The following is a 24,883-nucleotide window of genomic DNA, read 5'->3' on the forward strand; positions in this document are numbered from 1 at the left end:
CAGGGTCATTTGCGACACGCGACCAGGCCACATCGGGGATTCGCGGGTTTCTTGATTGATGTCAATCGCCTGAGTCGACCTGCTCTGTATTCTCCGGAGAAACCGACAGCTGAATCGAGGGCGAAAAATCATGCTCTATCCGCTGTTTCTGACCTTTCATCTGTTTGCCGCCCTGATCTTTATCGGCACGGTGTTCTTCGAAGTCCTGTTCCTGGAAAGCATCCGCAAACAGTTGCCCGCCAAAGTGATGCTGCTGGTCGAGGAGGGTATTGGCCGCCGCGCCCGCACCCTGATGCCGTGGGTGCTGCTGGTACTGTTCGGTGCGGGGCTGGGCATGGTCTGGCTGCGCTATTTGCCCGTTCTTGCAACGCCAATGGCCTCATCGTTCAGCACCTTGTTGCTGTTGAAAATCATGGTCGCCGTGAGCGTGCTGCTGCATTTCCTGGGCGCCATGTTTTTGTTCAAAAGCGGCCGAATGAACGCTCGATACCTGCATTTCATCCATGGCAGTGTGTTCTGCCATATGGTCGTCATTGTGCTGCTGGCCAAGGGAATGTTTTACCTGACGTGGTGAGCGCCCTTGCCCCAAGGTCTGTCCTGCAAGCACTTGGCTTGCGCTTGATACAAGTCAAGGAGCATTGATCGCCAATCCCGGACACTGTTGATCCGCAGCCAGTCTCGGAGACCTGTCATGCTCGATTTTTTTCACGCCCCCGGCGAGCTGATCGCTCGGTGCGATCAGGGCGTACTCGACCCCAACTGCCATGCCGACACGCAAAAGTTTCATGACGGCATCGGCTCTCTGGATTTGCTCCGTGCCTTGCGCGTCAGCCGCCAGAAACGACGCCCGATCGCCCTGAACGTGCAACTGCCTTCCCGGCTCAAGCCATCCTTTTGTTCCCCGCGCGATGCCTCCTGCGAGCATGGCGACATCGAACAGTACCTCCAGCGCCTGGAACACGAGATCGACCTCGTCGGTTGTCACCTGAGTTCGGAGCAGCGGGTCGAACAATTTCATCTGGGCGGCGGAACACCCACCAGCGCTGATCTCGAGCGGCTGATGAGTCATCTGCGTGGCCGGTTCAACTTTCTCGAACATGAGTGCGGCGACTACAGCGTTGACGTCGACCTTCACCATACCGATTGGACGACCATGGGCGCGCTGCGCAACCAGGGATTCAATCATGTCAGCATTGGCATTCCGGATATCGACACCGACTGTGACATGTCGGTGGCCTGCTATCAGAATCCGGCCCCCATTCATTCACTGATCGATGCCGCCCGCACCTTTGGTTATCGATCGATCAATGTCGATCTGGGTTTTGGCCATGCCTGGCAAACGCCAGAAAGCTTCGCGCTGAAGCTGGCGGCGATCATTGAGCTGGAGCCGGACAGGCTGATGGTGTTCGACTATGCCCGACCACCACGCCGCTATCGGCCAAGGCTCGGCGACAAGGTCAGGGAACTGTGCAGCCAGGACGATAAAGGCGCGATGCGCCAGATCGCCTTCGAACAGTTGATCGCCGTGGGCTATCACTACATCGGTATGGGGCAGTTTGTGCGGCCCGACGATGATCTGGCGATCGCTCAGGAGCGCGGCCGGTTACGTCGCACGTGTGACGGTTTTACCCGTCACGGCTATTGCGACCATATCGGCTTCGGTTTGGGGGCTATCAGTCAGATCGACGATTTGTACACGCAAAACACCGACGCAATCGAGCGCTATCAGCAGCAACTGGACCGGGGCCAATTGCCGACGTCTCGTGGCTGGCGTTTCGAGGCGGGGGATCAGATACGGCACATGGTCATGGAGCGTCTGGCGTGTGATCAAGAACTGGATATCCGCGCCATCGAGCGGCGCTATGGGCTGATTTTCCATCAGTTTTTTTCATCTGTCTGGCCATTGCTGGAGCAATTGAGTCGTGAGGGGTTGATTGAATTGTCGGACCGTTTCATCAGCATTCTTCCCGCCGGCCGGCCGGAAGTGGATGCCATCTGCAACCTGTTTGAAAAGGATTCGGGCAGTGCAAGGCATTAACCCACCTGCGAGTTGATTGATCATGAAACCTGCATTCGATTTCGATCGAGCCCTGGTCGAAAAATATGACCGTCCCGGGCCGCGTTATACCTCTTACCCTACGGCGCCGCAGTTTCATCAGGCGTTTGCCGTCGATGACTATCAGCGTGCCGCCTCCGACAGCAACCTGGCGGCGGTGCCCAAGCCGTTGTCGGTGTATATCCACATCCCGTTCTGCAAGAGCCTTTGCTACTACTGCGCCTGCAACAAAATCATTACCCAGAAAACCCATCGGGCCGTCGAATACCTGACGTACCTCAAACGTGAAATCGTGATGCAGGCGGCCTTGTTCGACAGCACGCGCAAACTCACGCAACTGCACCTGGGCGGTGGCACGCCGACGTATTTGACCCGTGAACAGCTGGCGGATCTGATGGATTGCTTGCACCAGGCGTTCGACATGGACGACAGCGATGACCATGAGTTTTCCATCGAGGTCGATCCGCGCACCATCAACACCGAGCAGATCCAGTCGCTGCGTCAATTGGGCTTTAACCGCTTGAGTTTCGGCGTGCAGGACTTCGATCCCGACGTGCAGGCGGCGGTCAATCGCCAGCAAAGTGAAGAACAGATTTACGCGCTGGTCGCGGCGGCGCGTGAGGCGCAATTCAAGTCGATCAGCGTCGATCTGATTTACGGCCTGCCACTGCAAACCGTGAACAGTTTCGACATCACCCTCGGCAAGATCATCGCCCTGCGCCCGGACCGGATTGCCGCTTACAGCTACGCGCATTTGCCGGAGCTGGTGCGCGCGCAACGGCTGATTCGCCCGGCGGACATGCCGCCACCGGAGCGCAAGCTGGAGTTGCTCGAGCTGACCATCCGCCGCCTGACCGAGGCCGGTTATGTCTATATCGGCATGGATCATTTCGCCTTGCCGGACGATGAACTGGCGCTGGCCCGCACCCATGGCACTCTGCAACGCAATTTTCAGGGCTACTCGACCCATGCCGACTGTGACTTGATCGGCCTTGGGGTGTCTTCGATCGGTAAGGTCGGCGACAGCTATAGCCAGAGCGTCAAGGAGCTTTCGCAGTACTACGCCCGTATCGATCAAGGCTTGTTGCCGGTGCATCGAGGTTACCGCTTGAGCGCCGATGACTTGCTGCGCCGCGAAGTGATCAGCGACCTGATGTGCCACGGCAGGATCGATTTCGCCAAGTTCGAAGCGGGTCATGGTATTTGCTTCACCGAGTATTTTGCCGATGCGCTGGCGCAACTGGACGAGCAGGTGCGTGACGGGCTCCTGCAGATTCACAGCGACGAATTGGTTCTGTTGCCGCAAGGGCATTTGATGATGCGCAGTGCCGCGATGGCATTTGACGCCTATCTGGGAGGGGAGCAAAAAGGCCGGTTTTCCCGCACCGTTTGAGGCTTCGGGCGCTCTGGCGCGAGGAATTTTATCGAGTTGATTTCAATCAAGGGCGGGGCACACAGCGCTCCCTAACATGGCCGCAAGCCCCTTTGAAATCAGCGTGCTCATGACAAGCCATCAGCCTTCGACACCTGGCAATCCGCGCATCTGGAGCGTCGGGCTGGCGGTGATGGTCTTGCTGATGATCGCCGCGTTCGCGACGGTGCAGGCCAAGTCATACGGCGACATCGAGCAGCAGCGCATCGAGAAGGTTTTCCCTCAAACCGATTCGGTGTCCGCAGCCGAAGGCACGTTCAAGGTGCGCACGCTGTCCGCGGCCGGCAAGGTCATCGGGTACGTGTTCCAGAGCCTGGATGTGGTGGACATTCCGGCCTACTCGGGCAAACCCATCAACACCCAGGTGATCCTCGACACCGCTGGAGTGATTCAGGACGCCTATGTGCTGGAGCACCACGAACCGATTCTGCTGATCGGCATCCCCGAAGAAAAACTCCACGGCTTCAGCGCCCGATACAAAGGGATCAAGGTCAGCCAGCGGGTGGTCGTCGGCCATTCCAGCGACCCGAGCGCGGTCACCGTGGATGCCATCGCCGGCGCAACCGTCACCGCCATGGTGGTCAATGAGGTCATCATGCGTGCCGCCCATGAGGTGGCCGTATCGTTGAAGCTGATCGAGGACAGGGGCGGGGTGGTGAACAGGCCCGCCACCGTGCGCCAGGATTTTTACGAGCCTGCCACCTGGGAGCAACTGACCGGTAACGGCGCCATTCGCCGGTTGAACCTGACCCGTGGGCAGGTCGATGCTGCCTTCAAGGGCACCGAAGCCGAAGGCGTCGACAACGCCGGCCCGGATCAAGTCGATGACACCTTTATCGAGCTGTACACCGCCGACTTGAACCCTCCGACCATTGGCCGCGCGCTGCTGGGCGACAATCAATATCGCTTCCTCATGCAGGAACTCAAACCCGGCGAACAGGCCATCGTGGTGCTGGGGCGTGGGCTGTTTTCCTATAAAGGCTCGGGGTATGTGCGCGGCGGGATTTTCGATCGGGTGCAATTGCGCCAGTTCGGCAACGTCATCAGCTTTCGCGACATGGACCATCAGCGGCTCTCCGACGTGTTTGCCAAGGGCATGCCCGAGTTCACTGAAATGTCGGTGTTCATTGTGCGCAAACCGGCGGGGTTCGACCCGGGGTCGCCCTGGTCCCTGGAGCTCCTGGTGCGGCGTCAGACGGGACCGGTCAGCGGCACCTTCAGCAGCTTCGAACTGCCTTATCAACTGCCCGAACCCTACCTTGAGCGACCTGCGCCCAGTGTCGTAGAACGGGCGGCCATCGAGGAAGCCAGCCGGCCGATGTGGTTGAACATCTGGTACCAGAAACACTTCCAGATCGCCGTCCTCGCGAGCGCGTTGTTGCTGCTGACGGCCATCCTGTTCCTGCAAGACAAACTCACTCGCCGGCCACGCTTTCTGCACTGGCTGCGTCGTGGTTACTTGCTCTTTACCGTGGTCTTTCTGGGCTGGTATGCCTTGGGGCAGTTATCGGTGGTCAATGTCCTGACCTTTGTGCATGCGCTGTTCGAGCACTTTCGCTGGGAGCTGTTTCTCACCGATCCATTGATCTTCATGCTCTGGGTCTTCACCGCCGCGAGCATTCTGCTGTGGGGCCGTGGTGTGTTCTGCGGCTGGCTGTGTCCGTTTGGCGCCTTGCAAGAGCTGATCAACGAAGCCGCGCGCAAGTTGAAAATCCCCCAGTACGAACTGCCCTTTGCGGTGCATGAGCGGCTGTGGGCGATCAAATACATCATCTTGCTGCTGCTTTTCGGCATCTCCCTGGAATCGATGTCCACCGCCGAGCTGTTCGCCGAGGTGGAACCCTTCAAAACCGCCATCACCCTCAAGTTCGACCGTCAGTGGTGGTTCGTGCTCTACGCGGTGGCGCTGCTGGTCATCAACCTTTTCACGCGCAAAGTCTATTGCCGCTACATCTGCCCCTTGGGCGCGGCGCTAGCGATCCCAAGCAAATTTCGCCTGTTCGACTGGCTCAAACGCCGCAAGGAGTGCGGCACGCCTTGCCAACTGTGCGCCAAGGAATGCGAGATCCAGGCGATTCATCCCGATGGCCGAATCAACGCCAACGAGTGCCACTACTGCCTCGATTGCCAGATGACCTATCACAACGAAAACAAATGCCCGCCGCTGATCAACAAGCGCAAGAAGCGCGGCAAAGCGGCACCCGCTGCTGTGCAACTGATACCTGTCGTGGAAGTGACCGCTCTGGAATGAACCCCGCGAGCACCTGTGCGCAGTGACCGTTTTTATCCCTTCAAGGAAAACACCTGATGAACGACACAGAATCCAAAAAAACCACTGAAGTGCCGGAACCGACCGGCCTCAGTCGTCGCGGTTTCCTGGGCACCAGCGCAGTGACCGGTGCGGTACTGGCCGGCGCCACGGCCATCGGTGGCGCAGTGTTCACCCGTGAGACATGGGCAGCAGCGGCCAAGGACGCACAACTGAAAACCCACGTCGGGCCGGGCGAACTGGATCAGTACTACGGTTTCTGGAGCGGTGGCCATCAAGGTGAAGTGCGGATCATGGGCATTCCGTCGATGCGCGAGTTGTTGCGTGTTCCGGTGTTCAACGTCGATTCCGCCACCGGTTGGGGCCTGACCAACGAAAGCAAACGGATCATGGGCGACAGCGCGCATTTCCAGAATGGCGACTGCCACCACCCGCATCTGTCGATGACCGATGGCAAGTATGACGGCAAATACCTGTTCATCAATGACAAGGCCAACAGCCGCGTTGCGCGTATCCGTCTGGACATCATGAAGTGCGACAAGATGCTCACCGTGCCCAATGTTCAGGCTGTTCACGGGTTGCGCCTGCAGAAAGTGCCGCACACCAAGTACGTGTTCGCCAATGCCGAATTCGTGATTCCGCACCCTAATGACGGCAGCACCTTCGACCTGCAGGACAAGAACAGCTACACGATGTTTAACGCCATTGATGCCGAGAAAATGGAGATGGCGTTCCAGGTCATCGTCGACGGCAACCTGGACAACACCGACGCCGACTACACCGGTAAATACGCGGCGTCGACCTGCTACAACTCGGAGAAGGCCTACGACCTGGGCGGCATGATGCGCAATGAGCGCGACTGGGTGGTGGTGTTCAACATCCCGCGCATCGAAGCGGCGATCAAGGCCGGCAAGTTCATCACCCTCGACGGCTCGAAAGTGCCGGTAGTCGACGGTCGTAAAACCGAAGGCAAGGACAGCGCGTTCACCCGATACATCCCGACGCCGAAGAACCCCCACGGCCTCAATACCTCGCCCGATGGCAAGTACTTCATTGCCAACGGCAAGCTTTCGCCGACCTGCACCATCATTGCCATCGCCAAGCTTGACGATCTGTTCGACGACAAATTCAAGGACCCGCGTGACGTTGTGGTCGGTGAGCCCGAGCTCGGTCTGGGCCCGCTGCACACCACTTTCGACGGCCGCGGCAATGCCTACACCACGCTGTTTATCGACAGTCAGGTGGTGAAGTGGAACGTGGAAGAAGCCATTCGCGCCTACACCGGCGAGAAGGTCAACTACATCAAGCAGAAACTCGATGTGCAGTATCAGCCGGGCCACAACCACGCCTCGCTGACCGAAACAAGTGAGGCCGACGGCCAATGGCTGATGGTGCTCAGCAAGTTTTCCAAGGACCGCTTCCTGCCGACCGGCCCGTTGCACCCGGAAAACGATCAGTTGATCGATATCTCCGGCGAGGAAATGAAACTGGTGCACGACGGCCCGGCCTTTGCCGAACCCCACGACTGCGTCATGGCCCGCCGCGACCAGATCAAGACCAAGAAGATCTGGGACCGCAACGACCCGTTTTTTGCCGAAACCGTGGTCATCGCCGCGAAGGACGGGATCAAGCTGGAGACCGACAACAAGGTCATCCGTGACGGTAACAAAGTCCGCGTCTACATGACCTCGATGGCCCCGGCCTACGGGCTGCCGGAGTTCACCGTCAAACAGGGCAACGAGGTCACGGTGACCATTACCAACATCGACCAGATTGAAGACGTGACCCACGGCTTCGTGATGACCAACCATGGCGTGAGCATGGAGATTAGCCCGCAGCAGACCTCATCGATCACCTTCATCGCCGACAAGGCTGGCCTGCATTGGTATTACTGCAGCTGGTTCTGCCATGCACTGCACATGGAAATGGTCGGTCGCATGAAGGTCGAGAAGGCCTGACCGTTGTCCATCGACAGGAGCGAAGCAATGACTGATAGCAAGGGAAACCCGGTGAAGGTCATTGCGCTTGCGCTCCTGCTGATGTCCGGCAGTTCGCTGGCGGTGCAACCCGTCACCACGCTGCCGTTGACGGTGGACGCCGATCAACGCTGGCACCTGCCGGCCGGGGAATACCGTGGCTCGTTCAGCGTCGATCAGCCGATGCAGATTGTCTGCGAGCCGGGCGCGGTATTTCAGGGCGAGGGGCAGGGCAACGGCTTGATCATCAGTGCGCCGGATGTCGGCATCGAAGGCTGTACCTTTCTGGACTGGGGGCACGACCTCACGGCCATGAATGCGGCGGTGTTCCTCCAGCCCACGGCCCGTGGCGCGGTGATCAAAGGCAATCGCCTGCAGGGCCAGGGTTTCGGTATCTGGGTCGACGGGACGCAGGATGCGAGCCTGATCGATAACAACATTCAGGGGGATCCGGCGCTGCGTTCGCAGGATCGCGGCAACGGTATCCACCTGTATGCGGTGCATGGCGCCCGGGTCATCGGCAACCAGGTGCGCGACACCCGCGATGGCATCTACATCGACACCTCCAACGGCAATCTGCTGCAAGGCAATACCCTGGAAGACCTGCGTTACGGCGTGCATTACATGTTCGCCAACGACAACCGGTTGATCGGCAATACCACCCGCCGTACCCGTACCGGCTACGCCTTGATGCAAAGCCGCAAGCTCACGGTGATCGGCAACCGCTCCGAACAGGATCAGAACTACGGCATCCTGATGAACTACATCACCTATTCAACCTTGCGCGACAACTTCGTCACGGACGTGCGCGACGGCTCGACCGGCGACAGCATGATCAGTGGCGCCGAGGGCAAGGCGTTGTTCATCTACAACTCGCTGTTCAACAGCATCGAACACAACCACTTTGAGCACAGCGCCGTGGGCATTCACCTCACCGCCGGCTCGGAAGATAACCGCATCGTCGACAACGCTTTTGTCGGCAACCAGCGACAGGTCAAGTACGTCGCCACCCGCTTGCAGGAATGGTCGGCGGATGGCCGGGGCAATTACTGGAGCGATTACCTGGGCTGGGATCGCAACAACGATGGCCTGGGCGATGTCGCCTATGAACCCAACGACAACGTCGACCGCTTGCTGTGGCTGTACCCGCAGGTGCGGCTGTTGATGAACAGCCCCGGGATCGAATTGCTGCGCTGGGTGCAACGGGCCTTTCCGGTGATGAAATCGCCGGGCGTCCTGGACAGCCATCCGCTGATGAATCCCACCACCCAACCCCTGACCCAGGAGCCCACCGCATGAACGTCATCGACATGGAAGGCGTCAGCCAGCGCTATGGGTACACCACCGTGTTGCATCAATTGAACCTGAGCCTGGGCGAAGGCGAAGTGCTGGGCTTGTTCGGGCACAACGGCGCGGGCAAGACCACCAGCATGAAACTGGTGCTCGGTCTGCTTCAGGCCAGTGAAGGGCAGGTCAGGGTGTTCGGCCGCACGCCTAGTGATCCGCAGGTTCGGCGACTGCTGGGCTATTTGCCGGAGAACGTGACCTTCTATCCGCAGATGAGTGGCCTGGAGACCTTGCGGCATTTCGCCCGACTCAAAGGCGCAGCGCCCGCGCAGGTGGACGTGCTGCTGGAGGAGGTCGGCCTGGCGGGCGCGGCGCATCGACGGGTCAAGACCTATTCCAAAGGCATGCGCCAGCGCCTGGGACTGGCGCAAGCCTTGCTCGGCGAGCCGCGTTTATTGCTGCTCGACGAGCCGACCGTCGGCCTCGATCCGATCGCCACTCAAGACCTCTATCGGTTACTCGACCGGCTACGCAGCCAGGGCACCAGCATCATTCTCTGTTCCCACGTATTGCCGGGGGTCGAGGCGCATATCAACCGTGCCGCGATTCTGACCCAGGGGCGCCTGCTGGCCCTCGGCAGTCTGCGCAGCCTGCGCGAGGAAGCCGGGTTGCCGACGCTGATTCGCGCCCACGGGCTCAAGCACGCCGGGCCGTTGCAGCGATCCTGGAACAACGCCGGGCATGTCACTCAGCGCTGGGGCGTGGAGGGTCTTGAAGTGGCTGCGCTCAATGGCAACAAACTGGACCTGTTGCGCCAACTGCTCAATGAACACGAGCCGGCCGACGTGGAAATCGACCCACCGTCCCTGGAGGACATCTACCGCTATTACATGGGCCGGGCCGGTGCGACCCCCAGTGGAGAGACCGTATGAACCCGATCTGGAACATGGCCCGCAAGGAATTCAATGACGGTTTGCGCAACCGCTGGTTGTTGGCGATCAGCCTGTTGTTCGCGGTGTTGGCGACGGGCATCGCCTGGTTGGGGGCGGCGGCTTCCGGGCAATTGGGCTTCACCTCGGTGCCCGCCACCATCGCCAGCCTGGCCAGCCTGGCGACGTTCCTGATGCCGCTGATTGCCTTGCTGCTGGCCTATGACGCCATTGTCGGCGAAGACGAAAGCGGCACGTTGCTGCTGTTGCTGACCTATCCGCTGGGGCGCGGGCACATTCTGCTCGGCAAATTCGTCGGCCACGGATTGATCCTGGCGCTGGCGACCCTCATCGGTTTCGGCTGCGCGATGCTCGCGATTGCGGTGCTGGTGGAGGACGTCGAACTGAACCTGCTGCTCTGGGCGTTTGGACGATTCATGCTGTCGTCGACGTTACTGGGTTGGGGCTTTCTAGGGCTGGCCTATGTGCTGAGCAGTGTGTCTGCCGAGAAATCCACGGCCGCCGGGTTGGCGCTGGGGGCGTGGTTCTTCTTCGTGCTGGTGTTCGACCTGGCGCTGTTGGCGCTGCTGGTGCTCAGCGAAGGGCAGTTCAACCCGAAGGTGCTGCCCTGGTTACTGCTGCTCAATCCCACCGACGTCTATCGCTTGATCAATCTCTCCGGTTTCGAGCCCGGCGCCGGCAGTGCTGGTGTACTGACCCTGGGCAGCGATTTGCCTGTACCGGGCTCGATGCTCTGGTTGTGCCTGTTGCTGTGGGTGGCGGTGCCTTTGGGCTTGGCCTGGTTGCTGTTCCGTCGACGGGCGACATGAATTCACACCTTGGTTTTTGGAGCATCTGACGATGAGTAATCTGTATTCGACGACGGTACGCGTCGCGGCGGGCCTGATGGTCTGTCTGCTGCTGGCGGCCTGTGACAAACCCGTGCAAGCCACCTACAGCGACGCCGCCACGGCCTTTCATCCCAGTGATGAATGCCATGTTTGCGGCATGATCATCGACGGCTTCCCCGGGCCCAAGGGCGAAGTGGTCGAGCGCAGCGGCATCAAGAAATTCTGCTCCACGGCGGAGATGATCGGTTGGTGGCTGCAACCGGAAAATCATCATGGCGAGGCCCGGTTGTATGTCCACGACATGGGCCGCAGCCCGTGGAACGCACCCAATGATGCCCATCTGATCGATGCCAAGGATGCGTTTTACGTGGTCGGCACCCAGCTCAAGGGGGCAATGGGTGTGGTGTTGGCGTCCTTCTCCAGCCAACAGGCTGCGGAAAAACTGGCCGCCGACCAGGGCGGTCGTGTGCTGCGATTCAGCGAGATCGATCAGGCGGTACTTCAGCAGCAGCCAGCGATGTCGCACTCGACTCATTGAGCGGCGCGCCATCGAGAAAAGTGATCGCCGTCAAGTCAGTATTTCTGCGTCTGTTCAAAGATAGGGGCTCACAACGTCCCCAGTGCTTGGCATTAACGATGCCCAGGAGAACATGATGCAAACCGAGTTTCAGGATCGTCTGGCGGTGATCACCGGTGCCAGCTCCGGGATTGGCCTGGCGTTGTGCGCCGCGCTGTTGCCGCGTGGGGTCAAGGTGCTGGCGATGTCACGCACTGCCGGTGATTTGCCAGCCTTGCAGCAGATCTACGGCGAACGGCTGCAATGGTGCGCCGGGGACGTCACGTGCGAGGAAGACTTGCAAGGGCTGGCCCGCAGGGCAGCGGCGCTGGGGCGGGTGGATTATCTGGTGCCCAACGCGGGCATTGCCGAAATGGCCGACAGCCTGGACATGCCGGCCTTTCAGCGCCAATGGGCGGTCAATGGGGCCGGGGCGTTGAACACCCTGGCGGCGTTGCGCGGTGAGTTGGCGAGCCCGGCTTCGGTGGTGTTTGTCGGTAGTTTCCTGACCGGTTCGAGCTTTCCCGGTCTGGCTGCCTGCATTGCCAGCAAGGCCGCGCTGGCGGCTCAGGCACGCACATTGGCGGTGGAGTTTGCGCGTTATGACGTGCGCATCAATCTGGTCTCGCCAGGGCCGACCGCGACCTCGATGTGGGACAACCTGGGGTTGAGCGATGGTGAGCTCGATGACGTCGCTGATACCCTTGGCAAGCGTCTGCTGCCCGGTCATTTTCTCGATGCGTCGGCGGTGGCCAATGTGATTATTTTTCAACTGTCCCAAGGCGCCCGGGGTGTCTATGGGCAGGATTGGAAGGTTGATAACGGTTATACGTTGGGGTGATGGGTGAGCTCGGCGTACATATCCGTTTCTGCAATAACGGCTGCTTAGGGTTCCGCCCTTACGGCGGGTCACTTTGGAAAAGCGCCAAAGTAACCAAAACGCTTTCGCCCCTGACGTACGGCCCTTCGCCTAGGCTCAGGGTACCCTCGCTCCGGTCCTGCTCCGTGGGCCCGCCGCCATCGGCCATCCATGGCCGGGGGCGGCTACCGCGGCATCCTTGCCGCGGTGCCCACTGCGCAGAACCTGCGCTCGGCCTTCCGACGGGGCAGATCAAGATCAAAAGCCAAAGCCAAAGCCAAAGCCAAAGCCAAAGCCAAAGCCAAAGCCAAAGCAACAGGAGTCGTTCCCACACTGATCGTTCCCACGCTCTGCGTGGGAATGCCGCCGGGGACGCTCCGCGTTCCGCTCGCGACGCAAGACTTGAGTCCTGCGCACTGGTGACGCGGAGCGTCACGGGATGCATTCCCACGCGGAGCGTGGGAACGATCAGGTGTACGCGCAGGTGTTGAGGAAGCAGGCCGGCCGGTAGGCCGCCTCGCGGTGCTTTTGCGGTACTCGCCCCCTCGAGAGGCCGAGTGGAGGTTCTGCGTAGTGGGCAACCCGGCATGGATGCCGGGTTAGCCGCGCACGGCCATGGATGGCCGATCGCGGCGGGCCCACGGAGCAGGACCGGAGCGAGGGCATGGCGAGCCTTAGCGAGCCACCGAACGACAGGGGCAAAAGCGCTTGGTTACTTGGCGCTTTTCCAAGTAACCCGCTGTAAGAGCGGAACCAATAGCAGCCGTTACCGCAGAAACGGATATACACCCAAACCCAAACCCAAACCCAAACCCAAACCCAAACCCAAACCCAAACCCAAACCCAAACCCAAACCCAAACCCAAACCCAAACCCAAACCCAAGCCCAAGCCCAAGCCCAAGCCCAAGCCCAAGCCCAAGCCCTAATGCGAAGTCCCCTCCACAAACTCAATCTTGTTCCCCACGTTGTACTTACCCGACGGCTTGTTCATCGGCAGTCGCTTGATCTCTTCAAGGGTATTACTGTCGTACACAATCAGCGCGCCATCGCTGGCCCAGACGCTCAGCAACAAGTAGCGGCCATCGCGAGTGAACTCAACGTGGGCGGCCGTCTTGCCAGGCATCGGGCGCAAGGTGTGGGCGATTTCCAGAGTCTGTTTGTCAATCAGGTGGATCGCATCGTTGTCCGGCCCGAAGAACACGTCGGTCCAGGCATACCGCGAGTTGACGTGACTGCGCATGAAGAAGCCCGGCCCCAGGGTCGGAATTTCCTTGATCAGTTTCCAGGTCTTGAAATCGATGACCGAGATCAGTCCCTTGCTGATGTTCGGCGTGGCGAACACCCACTCACCGTTACGTTTCCAGTAGGTTCCCGACCCCAGATGCGGCATGCCCGGCAGCGGTATGTCGGTGACCACCTTGCCACTGTCGAGGTCGATCACCTGGCCGCCCTTGGCCTTGCGCGAGGTGGCCAGCAGTTGCTTGTAGTCCGGTGAAAAGGAAAAGTCGTCCAGCACATCCTCGGCCTGGATCCGTCGTGGTTCGAAGTCCGGTGTGCCGGCACTCGACAACTCCCAGACTTCCTTCACATCCTTGAGCGCCACGATGAAACTGTCCCGTGGCGGGGCGGTGTAGACCGCGCTGACCCGAGACGCGGTGCCGTCCTGGCCGATTGCGGGGATGGTTTTGACCAGTGACAGATCGCGGGCATCGAGCACCACCAGATTGCCCGGCAGATAGTTGCCCGCCAGCACCCAGCGGCCATCCTTGCTCACCGCCAGGTTGCGGGTATTGAGCCCGGCGCGGACCTCGGCGATCAGCTTCAGGTTGTGCAGGTCGTACAGGCTGACCCAGCCATCCCGTGAGGCGACGTAGACGAAGCGTCCATCCGGCGAGAACTTCGGCCCGCCATGCACCGCAAAGTGCGAAGCAAACCGCGCCAGCACAGCGAAACGATCGCCGTCGAGGATATCGATGTGATGGTCGCCGGCTTCCACCACCACAAACAGGTTCAGCGGATCGGCGCCATGCTGGGGCGTGTCGGGCAGTTTACTGATGTCGGCGAGGATGGAATGACTGCCGCTAATGTCGTCGTTACTCCAGGTGGGTGGGGTGGCGGGGGGTTGCTGAAGGTAATCCACCAGGGCGCCGATCTGTGCTGGACTGAACAGGTTGGCATACCCGGTCATCTGACTCGCGGGGCGACCATTCTGGATGACGCTGCGGATTTCATCGGGTTTGATCCGGCTCAGACTCTCCGGCAGCAAGGCCGGCCCCGTACCGCCGAAGCGGTTGGCGCCATGGCAGCGCTGGCAATGTTGTTGGTAGAGGTCGGCGGCCGCGTCGGAGGATGGAAGCGCTGCACCGGCATGGGCTGCACCGATCCATAACAATGGGGCAAGCAGCATGCGCCTCATATCGCCACCTTACCGTGGCGTTGCAACACGGGAACGGAATAAAAGCGCGCCGGGTATTCCTGCTGTTGGGTAGCGAACAGATCGACCACTTTGCCGATCACCGTCAGCGTCGGAATGCCCGGCGGGCAATCCAGCGCCAGGGTTGGCAACTGGTGCAGCATGCCTCGGGCGACGTGCTGGTCGGGACGCGTGCCATTGCTGATCAGCGCCGCCGGTGTATCGGCGGCCATTCCGGCTTCGATCAGGCGCTGGGCAATAATCCCGAGATTCGATAACCCCATGTAAAACACCAGGGTCTGGCTGCTGTCGGCGAGGCTGCTCCAGGGCAGTTGCAACTCACCATCGCGTTGCAAATGACCGGTGATGAAGCGACAGGAGTTGACCAGATCCCGGTGGGTCAGCGGGATGCCGGCGTAAGCACTGCAGCCGGAAGCGGCGGTAATGCCCGGGACCACCTGGCAGTCAATATTGCGTTGCAGCAGATACTCCAGCTCCTCGGCGCCACGGCCGAATATGAACGGGTCGCCTCCCTTGAGCCGGACCACGCGCTGCCCCGAATCGGCGAGGTCGGCGAGCAGTTCGTTGATCTGTTCCTGGGGCAGGCTGTGGCAGCCGCTGGCCTTGCCGACGTAATGCCGGGCGCAGGTGAGGGGGATCAACGTCAGCAGCTCGGGGCTGATCAGGCGGTCGTAAACCACGGCGTCGGCCTGCATCAACAGGCTCCAGGCACGCAGGGTCAGCAAGCGTGGATCACCGGGGCCGGCGCCGACCAGGGCCACTTCGCCCGGTCTGAACGGGGACGCAAGTGCGGCCGGTAAAACAATCGATGGGTGCATGGGACGTCCTTGGTTCTTCATCAGGTGGGCCGGCCCCATCCTTTGCCAGATGGCTCGCCAGGCGGGTGCTTCAGTGCATGACGCAAGGGATGGTCGGTAATGGCTGTATGCCGATTTCTTCATCGCTGAGGTGGCAACCGGGGTCCTGGCCCCAGAGGTCGCCTTCGGCCCAGGCACGGGTGCGGGTATTGCCGTTGCAGATGTTCAACCAGCGGCATTGGCCGCAACGGCCACCGACGACGCGCGGATGCACACGCAACTGCTGCAACAAGGCGTCCGGCTGGTCCAGCCAGAGCGTGCGGAACGGCGTGTGCCGGACGTTGCCCACCGAGTGCTGCCACCAATAGGTGTCGGGGTGCACTTCGCCGGTGTTGTCGATGTTGGCGATGCCGCTGCCCGACGCGTTGCCGCCCCAGGCCCGGAGCAGGTGTTCCAGGCGCGGGTAATGTTCGGGCAGACGCAGGCCCACCCATTGCAGCAAGAGAATCGCGTCGGCGTCGTTGTTGCCGCTGACAAAATCGCTGTCGCGACCGTGCTCGATGTCTTCCCAGGCCTGTTCGAAGATCAGTGTCATCGCTTCGCGGCTCATCTGCTGCCGGGCATCGAGCTTGCGGCTGCGTTTGCCGCGACCGCTGTAGTTGAGGTGCGACAGATAAAACTTCTGCACGTCATACTCGCGCATCAGCGCCAGTAATTGCGGCAATTGTTGATGGTTCTCCTGGGTCAGGGTAGTGCGCAGTCCGACACGAATGCCTTGTTCACGACAGAGCCGAATCGCCCGCATGGAACTGGCGAAGCTGCCCTTGAGTTGGCGGAACGCATCATGGGTGGCTTCCAGGCCATCGATGCTGATCCCGACATAGTCGAAATTCGCCGCGCGGATCTGCGTGATGTTCTGCTCATCGATCAGCGTGCCGTTGGTGGACAACGCGACAAAGAAACCCTTGGTGCGGGCGTAGGCGCTGAGCACAAACAGATCGTCGCGCAACAGCGGTTCACCGCCGGAAAGAATCAGCACCTTCACCCCGGCGTCGTGCAGGTCGTCGATCACGGTCAGTGCGGCGGGCGTATCCAGTTCGTCGCGAAAGACACTGTCGGCGGACGTGGCGTAGCAGTGTTTGCAGGTCAGGTTGCAGCGCCTGAGCAGGTTCCAGATCACCACCGGCGGGCGGTTGCTGCCCGGTGGGCTGGTTCTGGGGGCAGGCGCCTGGCCGGTCAGGGCACGCAGGTATTGGCTGATCCTCAACATGCAAATCTCCTTGAGTCGGGGTGTGTTCTGCGCGAAGCGGGTGGTAAACGCAAACCTGATGCCCGTAGCAGCTGCCGAGCTTGCGAGGCTGCGTTCGGCTGCGCAGCAGTCGTAAAACCTGTGTGCGTGATGTGTCTGACATACCGCACTGCCTGATTTAACGACTGCTGCGCAGCCGAACGCAGGCTTCGCCAGCTGCTACACGGTATGCGTCGAACTGGCCGGCACTACGCGCAAACCGCTTTTCTTCAGGATGCGGCTGCTCACCAGCATCTCGTCGGCGGCGCAGGCGTCGCCCAGCAAGTAGCGCAGGTGCTCGCGGTAGCTGTCGATTTCCTCGCGGCTGCGGCCGTGGACCATGGCGAACAGGTTGTAGCGCCACGCGGTTCGTCGCGGGCGTCGATAGCAATGACTGACGAAGGGCTGCGCACCGATCAGTGCGCCGAGGCGCGGCATGTCCGTGTCGCGCACATCCCAGACCGTCATGCCGTTGTAGCGATAGCCCAGGCGATAGTGGTTGGGGACGGCGGCAATGCGCCGGATGGCGCCCTCGGCCTGCAAGCGTTTGAGCAAGTCCAGGGTGGATTCGATGCTCAGCTCCAGCTGTTCGGCGAGCCAGGCCCACGGGTCGTCCAGCAACGGCAGGCCGGCCTGGGTCAGCTCGATCAGACGCCGAGCGAGGGTGGCTTCAGACCGGGAAGTACAGACCGACATGGTAGGTCTCCTCTTTGGGCAAGTTGAGCAGCGGCAGGCCGGTCAGGGTTTCGATGTGCTGCAGGGTCTCGGCGATACCTTGTTCGGTCGGGCAGCCGAGCACGAACCACATGTTCCAGGCGTGCTCGCGTCGGTAGTTGTGCGCCACTTCAGGCAGCGCGTGCAGTTGCTCGGCGACGGCTTCGAAACGCTCTTCCGGCACCGCCAGCGCAGCGAGGGTGAAGGCGCCGCCGAGACGTTCGATGTCGAACATCGGGCCGAAGCGCGTGAGCATGCCGTCTTCCAGCAAATCATGGAGGCGGTCGAGCAGTTCGGTACTGCTGCTCTCCAGTTCGGCGGCCAGTGCCTGCCACGGGTGGCGCACCAGCGGCAGGCCCAGTTGCAGGCGGTTGATCAGCCGACGGTCGAGGTCATCCATGGGTGGGGGCTCCAGTTGGTGAGGGGGTAAAGCGTCCGCCGCACTGTTTGAATGCGTGAGTGCTGAACAGCAGTTGGTGGGGCAGGTCGCTCAGCAGGTGTTTTTCCAACAACGCCTGGATCTGCGCTTCGACCAGCTCACGTTGGCGCCCATGAACCATGCAAAAGAGGTTGTAGCGCCATTGCGGCAGGCGCCGCGGCCGTTGGTAGCAGAGGGTTATGCCGTGCGCCCGGCCCAGGCGCTGGCCAACTTCGTCGATCAGCGCGTCCGGAACATCCAGCACCAGCATGGCGTTGGCGGTAAAACCCAGCGCGCGATGGTTGAGCACCAGGCCGACACGGCGAAACAGCCCTTGCTCATGCCACTGGTGCATTTGCGCGAGCACCTGGTTTTCGTCGGCGTCTATCCGTTCGGCGAGGGCCTGATAGGGGCGCGATACCCGCGGCAATCCGCCTTCCAGATGCCGGCGCAGCGCCAGTGCCTGTTTGGGACTCAACCCCGGTGTCATGAGCTTTCTCCCAAGGCAAAACCGAGGTCGATGCGGTAAGCGGTCAACATCGGCAGATCCAGCGGCATGAGGCCGGTGTCGTTCTCAAGTTGTTCGAGAACCCGTTCGATGTGTTGGCGATCAGGGCCGGTCAGCACAAACCACAGGTTGTAGAAATGTTCCCGCGCGTAGTTATGGTTGACCTCGGGATACTGGCTGACGTGCTCGGCGACCTGTTGCAAGCGTTCGGCGGGCACGGCGAGGGCGGCGAGGGTGCTGGCCCCGGCGCGACTGTGTTCGAACACCGGGCCGATCCGTGAGAGGGTGCCGGCCTGATCCATTTCTTCCAGGCAAGCCATCACTTGGGCTACGCGACAACCGAGAATCCGCGCCATCTCTTTGTAAGGTTCCGCGCACAGCGGCATGCCGTGCTGGAAACGGTCGATCAGTTGGCGGCTGAGCAGGTCGAGGTTCATTTCAATAGCCCATTTTTTGCGCGCGACTGCTGAAAAAGATGCCGCTCGGCGCGGTGGCGGGAAGGGTGCTCAGCTGCTTCAAACTGTACGGGTCCCAGACCTGAACCTGATCGCCATCGCGTAACGACAGCCACAACTGATCGCCGCGAGCGGTGAATTCCATGTGCAGCACCGCCGGCCCTGGTCGCAGATCGGCGACCACGGCGTGAGTTTCAGTGTCGATGACCTGTACCCGATCGTTGTCCGGGTAGGCGAAATTGACCCACAGCTGCCGACCGTCCGGCCGCGACGTGACGAACACCGGTTGGCCGGCCACCGGGATGGCAGCGGTCTGCTTCCACGTGCGCGAATCCATCACCAGCACCTGATGCCGGCCGACGGCGGGCACGAAGGCCTGGTGATCGGCGACGGCCCAGCCCTCCAGATGCGGCATCTTGTAGACGGGCAATTTCGCCTGGCCGCGTCCGTAATCACCGAGCACTCGCTGCACCCCGCGCTCCGGATGCCAGAGGTCGAGTTGCGCCATGCCGTCTTCGCCGAACAGTCCCGCCATGTAATAGCGACCATCCGGGGTCACCAACGCGTCGTAGGGTTGCTGGCCGATGTCGGTGAAACGGCTGATTTGCGGCGTGTTGCCCTGACTGAAATCGGCGATCCAGATCTCGCCGGTATCGAACAGGCTGAACACAAAACGCTGACCGGGCGCGTCGACCAGGCCGACCACCCGTGAGCGCTTGCTGCCATCGGCCAGGGGCGTGGCCGGAATATCGGCTACCAATTGCAGGGTTTCGGCATCGAATACCTTGACCCCGCCGGGCACGTAGTTGGACACGGCGATGAGTTTGCCGTCCTGACTGATCGCGCCGCCGATGCTGTTGCCACCCTGTATCAGCCGTTGATCGATGCGTTGGGTCAGCAGGTCGATCTTGCTCAGCCCACCGTCGCGGCCGAACACATAGGCATAACGCTGGTCGCGGGAAAACACCACCGAGGCATGGGACAGATCGCCCAAACCCTTGAGTCGGACCAGTGCCGTGCGGGTGTCGCTTTCGATGATTTGCACGCTACCGGTGGCGCGCTCCACCACCACCCCCAGATCGCCGGTACCACGCAACGGTGGCTGAACACACGCGGACAACAACAGCCCGGTCGCCGCTAAAAGCAGGATTGATCGGATCATGGTGCGGGATATCCCTGGAGAAGAAGATCGACCAGCCAACGGATATCATCCGGGCTGAGCAGCGGGGCCCAACCGGGCATCGCCGTGCCGGGCCGGCCTTGGCTGACGGTGGCTATCAGGCTGTCCCTGGACTTGCCCGCCAGCGTTGCGCGGGTCAGGTCGGGACCCAGCCCGCCGGTCATGTGCAGTCCGTGGCAGGCGCCGCAGTCCTGGGCCAGCAGGTGTTCGAGTTGTGCCTGACGCTTGGCGTCGGGCGCGGCAACCGTGGTTGCGCAAATGAGGAGGAGGGCCGCCAGAATCGTAGTGTGTCGATAAACCTTCATGGCGCCCTCCAGTTGGCTATTTGAGACTCAGGACCCAGGTTGCAAGTGTCTTCGCTTCTTCATCCGTCACCGGGTTGGCCGGCATTGGCATCGGGCCCCAGTTGCCTTGCGTACCGTTCTTGATGTGGCTGGCCAGGGTGTCCACGGCCCCGGCCACGCCCGCGTTCTTGGCCGCGACATCCTTGAGCGCCGGGCCGACAATCTTGGTGTCGATGGAATGGCAGGCGGCGCAGGGTTTGCTTTTGAATAGCTCCTGGCCGTCTTGGGCCATGGCCGGCTGCACACTCAGCGCAGCGGTCAGGGCGAACAGTGAAAACAGAGTATTTTTCATGGGGATTCCTTGCATTGATGGAGCTCAATAGATGTCGTGTTGGGTGTTGTAGACGTTGAATTTCCCGGTGGGTGTGATCAGTCGCTTGTCCTTTATGACTGATTTGAGCTTCAGCGTTTTGTCGTCGATCACTACCAGCGCCGATTCCTCTGACTGACCGCTCCACACGGAGAACCAGACTTCATCGCCGGCCTTGTTGTATTCCGGCTGTACCACCCGCATGGCGCCTTGCTTGATGCCGGCGTACTCGGCAATGGGCAACACGGTGTAGCCGGCGTCGAGTTTGTCGATGTTGAACACCGCCACCGACTGGCTCAGCTTGGCGTCGGGGTTGAGGGTGGTGTCGACATACAGGTGACGGGAATCAGGGTGGGTTTTGATAAACAGCGATCCGCCGCCCTGGCCCTTGAGCGAGGCGACCTGTTTCCAGGCGAATTGCGGGTGTTTGACCGGGTCGGTACCGATCAGGGAAATGCCGTCATCACCGAGGTGGCTGGTGGCCCAGACTGGCCCATAAGTCGGGTGGTTGAAGTTGGCGCCGCGCCCCGGGTGAGGGGTTTTGCCGACCTCTACCAAAGCTGCCAACTTGCGATCTTTGGAGTCGATCACGGCGACTTTGTTGGAGTTGTTGGCGGCGGTCATGAAGTAGCGGTGGGTGCTGTCCCAACCGCCGTCATGCAGGAAGGGCGCGGCATCGATGTAGGTGATGGTGAGGTTTTTGATGTCCTGGTAATTGACCAGCATGACCTTGCCGGTCTCCTTGACGTTGACGATGAACTCCGGCCATTCGTGGGAGGCGATGATCGCTGCGACCCGGGGTTCAGGGTGATATTCCTGCTTGTCGACGGTCATGCCGCGGGTCGAGACGATCTGTTTGGGCTCCAGGGTTTCGCCATCCATGATCGTGAATTGCGGCGGCCAATAGGAGCCGGCGACGGTGTATTTGTCTTCGTAGCCCTTGAACTTGGAGGTCTCCACCGAGCGCGCCTCGATGCCCACTTTGACTTCGGCGACCTTGGTCGGCTCCACCGGCCACAGGTCGATCATGTCGATCCGCGCGTCTCGACCAATCACCAACAGGTAGCGACCGGAGGCAGAAATCCTCGAGATGTGTACCGCGTAACCAGTCTCGATCAGCTTGACGATTTTCTTGCTGTCACCGTCGATCAGGGCAATCTTGCCGTCATCGCGCAACGTCACCGAAAACAGGTTCGGCAGGTTGAGTTTGCTCAATTGCTTCTTCGGACGGTCCTCAGGCTTGACCAGCACTTTCCAGGTTTTCAGCGTCTCGGCCATGCCCCATTCCGGCGGCGTCGGCGGCGTGTGCTGAATGAACTTGGCCATTGACGTGATCTGATCCTTGGTCAGCGCATTGGACGTCCCCCAGTTCGGCATGCCCGCCGGTGAACCGTAGGTAATCAACGCCTCCAGAAACGGTTGCCCGCGGGACTGGGTGATGTCCGGTGTCAGTGGCTTGCCGGTGGCGCCTTTGCGCAGAACACCGTGGCAGCCGGCGCAACGCTGGAAGTAAATTTCCTTGGAAGAGTCGAACTCGGCCTGACTCATGTCGGGCGCCCCGGCGGCTTTGACCATCAGCGGGCTGGCCGCAGCGGCAGCGGGCTCGTCGGCCCGGGCCGCATGAGTCACCGCAAGGGCCAGCGTCGAACACAATGTGGCGACAGTCAGAGCAAACGTTTTTCTATTGCTGATCAGCATTCCATTTCTCCTCAGGCAAGACCTTTGCGATGTGCTGAAACGGCAGCGCAGAACGCAGGTTCTTAGTGCCGTGCAAGGCTATGCCCGAGCAGGCCAATGCTCGCTTGACCGCGATCAAGTTTGCCGGCCATGTCACTTGCCAGGTTGTCGCAGGGGCCCGTAGCGTGTGGCTTGAATCCGCTTTTGGAACAGACAGCCCATGGACCGAATCCAGTCTTGCGAACCCTTCTATCAACCGCTCAATAATGAGGAGGCGCTGTTCGAGCAAGCCTGGCGACACGGCATGCCGGTGCTGATCAAAGGCCCGACGGGATGCGGCAAGACCCGCTTTGTCCAGCACATGGCCCATCGGTTGAAACTGCCGCTGTACACCGTGGCCTGCCATGATGATTTGAGCGCCGCCGACTTGATTGGCCGTCATTTGATCGGTGCCCAGGGCACCTGGTGGCAGGACGGGCCACTGACCCGCGCGGTGCGTGAAGGCGGCATTTGTTATCTGGACGAAGTGGTCGAGGCGCGCCAGGACACGGTGGTGGTGTTGCATCCGCTGGCCGATGATCGTCGCGAGCTGTTCCTGGAGCGCACCGGCGAAGTGCTGCAGGCACCGTCGTCATTCATGCTGGTGGTGTCTTACAACCCCGGCTACCAGAACCTGCTCAAAGGCATGAAGCCCAGCACCCGACAACGCTTCGTGGCGATGCGTTTCGGCTATCCGCCGGTGGCCGATGAAGAGCGCATTGTCGCCCGGGAAGCGCAGGTGGACAGCGCGCTGGCGGCGCAAGTGGTCAGGCTGGGGCAGGCACTGCGCCGGCTGGATCAACATGATTTGGAGGAAGTCGCCTCGACGCGGCTGCTGATTTTCACCGCGCGAATGATCCGCTCCGGCATGAGCCCGCGTGAAGCGTGCATGGCCTGCCTGGCCGAGCCGCTGAGCGATGATCCGCTGACGGTTGCGGCGCTGATGGACGTGGTTGATGTCCACTTCGGCTGAGGCCAGACGCGTTGCGCCGGGGCACTTGCCAGGCGATCTGGCGATGTGGTTTTTCATTCTGGCTGAGCTGTCGGTGTTCGCCATCCTGATTCTGGTGTTCGCCGTGACCCAGGCACTCAAGCCGCAGCTGTTCGGTGAAAGCCGTCTGTTGCTGAACACGTCCACCGGCCTGGCGATGACCCTGAGCCTGCTCACCGCCGGGCTGTTCGCCGCGCTGGCTCAAGAGCAAGTCAAGCGCTCCCGGTCTCGCCACGGCGCTGTCTATTTGCTGGCAGCGTTGCTCGCCGCCAGTGTCTACGTGGTGTTGAAACTCACGGAATACCGGCACTTGCTGGCCTCGGGGCTGGGCATGGAGCACAACACGTTTTTCACCCTCTACTGGATCCTCACCGGTTTTCATTTTCTCCATGTATTGCTCGGCATGGTCATTCTCGTCTGGCTGGCCGAGCGTTGCCGTCGTGGCCTGTACAACGCCGCCAACCGCAGCGGGCTCGAATCGGGTGTGCTGTATTGGCACATGGTCGATCTGATCTGGGTCGTGCTGTTTCCGCTGGTCTACGTTCTGAATTGACGGAGGTTCTGATGTCGGCTTCCAGGTTTTTGCTGGTTTGCTGGGCAGCGCTGACCACGTTAAGCGTGTGCACGGTGGTGCTGGCGCAGATGGGCGCGACGTGGCTGCTGTCGGTGGCCATTCTGCTGGTGGCGGTCGGCAAGGCCTGGTTGATTGCCGATGGCTTTATGGAAATGCGCCATGCCCCGCGATTGTGGCGCCGGTTGATGGTGAGTTGGGCGGTGGTGTTGGCGGTGGTTGTAGGGCTGACGCTGGTGTTGTTCCGCTGAAGGAATACAGCCCGTAAAACAGCGCGATTCCAATGTGGGAGCGGGCTTGCTCGCGAAGGGGCCGGCACATTCAACATCCATGTTGACTGACGCGCCGCCTTCGCGAGCAAGCCCGCTCCCACATTCGATCTCTGTCAGCCATACGATCTATACCCGACCAAAACCATCTGCCTTTCTTGATCGCCATCAAGCAGGTTTCAACCCTTCGCTTTCTATCATGGGCACGCCAAGCAAAGAGGAAGCGACCATGTCAGAGACCTTCACCAAAGGCATGGCCAGGAATATCTATTTCGGGGGAAGCATCTTCTTCTTCCTGATATTCCTGGCCTTGACCTATCACACGGAACAGACATTTCCAGTGCGCAGCAATGAAGCGCAGTTAACTGAATCAGTGATCCGCGGCAAGACGGTCTGGGAGCAAAACAACTGCATCGGCTGCCACACGCTGCTGGGCGAGGGCGCCTACTTTGCGCCTGAGCTGGGTAACGTGTTCCAGCGGCGTGGCGGGGAGGCGGGCTTCAAACCCTTTCTACATGCCTGGATGAAAATGCAGCCGCTGGGCGTACCGGGCCGGCGCGCGATGCCGCAGTTCAAGTTGAGCGAGCAGGAGGTGGATGACATCGCCGAGTTCCTCAAATGGAGCTCGAACATCAACACCAATGGCTGGCCGCCAAACAAGGAGGGCTAAGAG

Annotated in this window: 25 protein-coding genes; 14 read left to right on the forward strand and 11 right to left on the reverse strand. The window is 60.8% G+C overall.

What is annotated here, in order from left to right; genetic code table 11:
* Positions 1-130 precede the first annotated feature (130 nt).
* The 10 genes from ACIPLA_RS03830 (at position 131) to ACIPLA_RS03875 (ending at position 12,197) form a co-directional block, all read left to right on the forward strand.
* Positions 131-574: a CopD family copper resistance protein gene (locus ACIPLA_RS03830; RefSeq protein WP_401171585.1), complete on the forward strand. Its 444-nt coding sequence runs from the start codon at positions 131-133 to the stop codon at positions 572-574.
* 117 nt (positions 575-691) lie between these two features.
* Positions 692-2,038, forward strand: coding sequence for a coproporphyrinogen III oxidase (locus ACIPLA_RS03835; protein ID WP_401171588.1), 1,347 nt, complete (start codon positions 692-694; stop codon positions 2,036-2,038).
* A 22-nt stretch (positions 2,039-2,060) separates the two neighbouring features.
* Positions 2,061-3,449, forward strand: coding sequence for an oxygen-independent coproporphyrinogen III oxidase (gene hemN, locus ACIPLA_RS03840; RefSeq protein ID WP_218394653.1), 1,389 nt, complete (start codon positions 2,061-2,063; stop codon positions 3,447-3,449).
* 109 nt (positions 3,450-3,558) lie between these two features.
* Positions 3,559-5,739: a transcriptional regulator NosR gene (nosR, locus tag ACIPLA_RS03845; RefSeq protein ID WP_401171591.1), complete on the forward strand. Its 2,181-nt coding sequence runs from the start codon at positions 3,559-3,561 to the stop codon at positions 5,737-5,739.
* A gap of 53 nt (positions 5,740-5,792) precedes the next feature.
* Entirely contained in the window at positions 5,793-7,715 is a 1,923-nt protein-coding gene (nosZ, locus tag ACIPLA_RS03850) for a TAT-dependent nitrous-oxide reductase (protein ID WP_371317118.1), read from the forward strand.
* A gap of 27 nt (positions 7,716-7,742) precedes the next feature.
* Positions 7,743-9,032 carry a nitrous oxide reductase family maturation protein NosD gene (locus ACIPLA_RS03855; RefSeq protein WP_401171594.1) on the forward strand — a complete coding sequence of 430 codons (1,290 nt, stop codon included), beginning with the start codon at positions 7,743-7,745 and terminating at the stop codon, positions 9,030-9,032.
* Positions 9,029-9,952 (forward strand): ABC transporter ATP-binding protein, encoded by a 924-nt coding sequence (locus ACIPLA_RS03860; RefSeq protein ID WP_218394657.1) that lies wholly within the window; start codon positions 9,029-9,031, stop codon positions 9,950-9,952. The genes ACIPLA_RS03855 and ACIPLA_RS03860 overlap by 4 nt, the downstream gene beginning before the upstream one ends.
* A complete protein-coding gene (locus tag ACIPLA_RS03865) occupies positions 9,949-10,779 on the forward strand; it encodes an ABC transporter permease (protein WP_401171598.1) in 831 nt (276 codons plus the stop codon). Before ACIPLA_RS03860 ends, ACIPLA_RS03865 begins: the two co-directional genes overlap by 4 nt.
* Before the next feature lie 31 nt (positions 10,780-10,810).
* Positions 10,811-11,338, forward strand: a complete 528-nt coding sequence (locus ACIPLA_RS03870; protein ID WP_218394659.1) for a nitrous oxide reductase accessory protein NosL — start codon at positions 10,811-10,813, stop codon at positions 11,336-11,338.
* A 115-nt stretch (positions 11,339-11,453) separates the two neighbouring features.
* Positions 11,454-12,197, forward strand: a complete 744-nt coding sequence (locus ACIPLA_RS03875) for an SDR family NAD(P)-dependent oxidoreductase (protein ID WP_401171601.1) — start codon at positions 11,454-11,456, stop codon at positions 12,195-12,197.
* 940 nt (positions 12,198-13,137) lie between these two features.
* Here ACIPLA_RS03875 and ACIPLA_RS03880 read toward each other — a convergent pair.
* From ACIPLA_RS03880 to ACIPLA_RS03930, 11 genes are all read right to left on the reverse strand, one after another.
* Positions 13,138-14,631 carry a cytochrome D1 domain-containing protein gene (locus tag ACIPLA_RS03880; protein WP_401171603.1) on the reverse strand — a complete coding sequence of 498 codons (1,494 nt, stop codon included), beginning with the start codon at positions 14,629-14,631 and terminating at the stop codon, positions 13,138-13,140.
* Positions 14,628-15,467 (reverse strand): uroporphyrinogen-III C-methyltransferase, encoded by an 840-nt coding sequence (gene cobA, locus ACIPLA_RS03885; RefSeq protein ID WP_401171606.1) that lies wholly within the window; start codon positions 15,465-15,467, stop codon positions 14,628-14,630. The genes ACIPLA_RS03880 and cobA overlap by 4 nt, the downstream gene beginning before the upstream one ends.
* A gap of 70 nt (positions 15,468-15,537) precedes the next feature.
* On the reverse strand, positions 15,538-16,716 hold the full coding sequence (gene nirJ, locus ACIPLA_RS03890; RefSeq protein ID WP_401171609.1) for a heme d1 biosynthesis radical SAM protein NirJ: 1,179 nt from the start codon (positions 16,714-16,716) through the stop codon (positions 15,538-15,540).
* Between the two features lie 198 nt (positions 16,717-16,914).
* The gene (locus tag ACIPLA_RS03895; RefSeq protein ID WP_401171611.1) at positions 16,915-17,430 is read right to left on the reverse strand and encodes a nitrite reductase; all 516 of its coding nucleotides are present in this window, start codon (positions 17,428-17,430) and stop codon (positions 16,915-16,917) included.
* On the reverse strand, positions 17,405-17,848 hold the full coding sequence (locus ACIPLA_RS03900) for an Lrp/AsnC family transcriptional regulator (RefSeq protein ID WP_401171614.1): 444 nt from the start codon (positions 17,846-17,848) through the stop codon (positions 17,405-17,407). Before ACIPLA_RS03900 ends, ACIPLA_RS03895 begins: the two co-directional genes overlap by 26 nt.
* Complete coding sequence (locus ACIPLA_RS03905) at positions 17,841-18,356, reverse strand: AsnC family protein (protein ID WP_401171616.1); 516 nt, start codon at positions 18,354-18,356, stop codon at positions 17,841-17,843. The genes ACIPLA_RS03900 and ACIPLA_RS03905 overlap by 8 nt, the downstream gene beginning before the upstream one ends.
* Positions 18,353-18,811 (reverse strand): Lrp/AsnC family transcriptional regulator, encoded by a 459-nt coding sequence (locus ACIPLA_RS03910; RefSeq protein ID WP_401171618.1) that lies wholly within the window; start codon positions 18,809-18,811, stop codon positions 18,353-18,355. Before ACIPLA_RS03910 ends, ACIPLA_RS03905 begins: the two co-directional genes overlap by 4 nt.
* Position 18,812: 1 nt before the next feature.
* Positions 18,813-19,991, reverse strand: coding sequence for a cytochrome D1 domain-containing protein (locus ACIPLA_RS03915; protein WP_401171619.1), 1,179 nt, complete (start codon positions 19,989-19,991; stop codon positions 18,813-18,815).
* Positions 19,988-20,314, reverse strand: coding sequence for a cytochrome c (locus ACIPLA_RS03920; protein WP_218394668.1), 327 nt, complete (start codon positions 20,312-20,314; stop codon positions 19,988-19,990). The genes ACIPLA_RS03915 and ACIPLA_RS03920 overlap by 4 nt, the downstream gene beginning before the upstream one ends.
* 16 nt (positions 20,315-20,330) lie before the next feature.
* Positions 20,331-20,645 (reverse strand): c-type cytochrome, encoded by a 315-nt coding sequence (locus ACIPLA_RS03925; RefSeq protein WP_218394669.1) that lies wholly within the window; start codon positions 20,643-20,645, stop codon positions 20,331-20,333.
* A gap of 24 nt (positions 20,646-20,669) precedes the next feature.
* Positions 20,670-22,361 carry a nitrite reductase gene (locus ACIPLA_RS03930; RefSeq protein ID WP_192342834.1) on the reverse strand — a complete coding sequence of 564 codons (1,692 nt, stop codon included), beginning with the start codon at positions 22,359-22,361 and terminating at the stop codon, positions 20,670-20,672.
* A 199-nt stretch (positions 22,362-22,560) separates the two neighbouring features.
* Here ACIPLA_RS03930 and ACIPLA_RS03935 point away from each other — a divergent pair, with 199 nt between their 5' ends.
* The 4 genes from ACIPLA_RS03935 (at position 22,561) to ACIPLA_RS03950 (ending at position 24,880) form a co-directional block, all read left to right on the forward strand.
* A complete protein-coding gene (locus ACIPLA_RS03935) occupies positions 22,561-23,352 on the forward strand; it encodes a CbbQ/NirQ/NorQ/GpvN family protein (protein WP_218394670.1) in 792 nt (263 codons plus the stop codon).
* Positions 23,336-23,923, forward strand: a complete 588-nt coding sequence (locus tag ACIPLA_RS03940; protein ID WP_218394671.1) for a cytochrome c oxidase subunit 3 — start codon at positions 23,336-23,338, stop codon at positions 23,921-23,923. The genes ACIPLA_RS03935 and ACIPLA_RS03940 overlap by 17 nt, the downstream gene beginning before the upstream one ends.
* 11 nt (positions 23,924-23,934) lie before the next feature.
* Positions 23,935-24,192: a cytochrome C oxidase subunit IV family protein gene (locus tag ACIPLA_RS03945; RefSeq protein ID WP_218394672.1), complete on the forward strand. Its 258-nt coding sequence runs from the start codon at positions 23,935-23,937 to the stop codon at positions 24,190-24,192.
* Positions 24,193-24,439: 247 nt separating this feature from the next.
* Positions 24,440-24,880 (forward strand): cytochrome c, encoded by a 441-nt coding sequence (locus tag ACIPLA_RS03950; RefSeq protein ID WP_030130714.1) that lies wholly within the window; start codon positions 24,440-24,442, stop codon positions 24,878-24,880.
* Positions 24,881-24,883 lie beyond the last annotated feature (3 nt).

This window comes from Pseudomonas sp. NPDC086112 (assembly GCF_044746425.1).
Lineage (GTDB): Bacteria > Pseudomonadota > Gammaproteobacteria > Pseudomonadales > Pseudomonadaceae > Aquipseudomonas.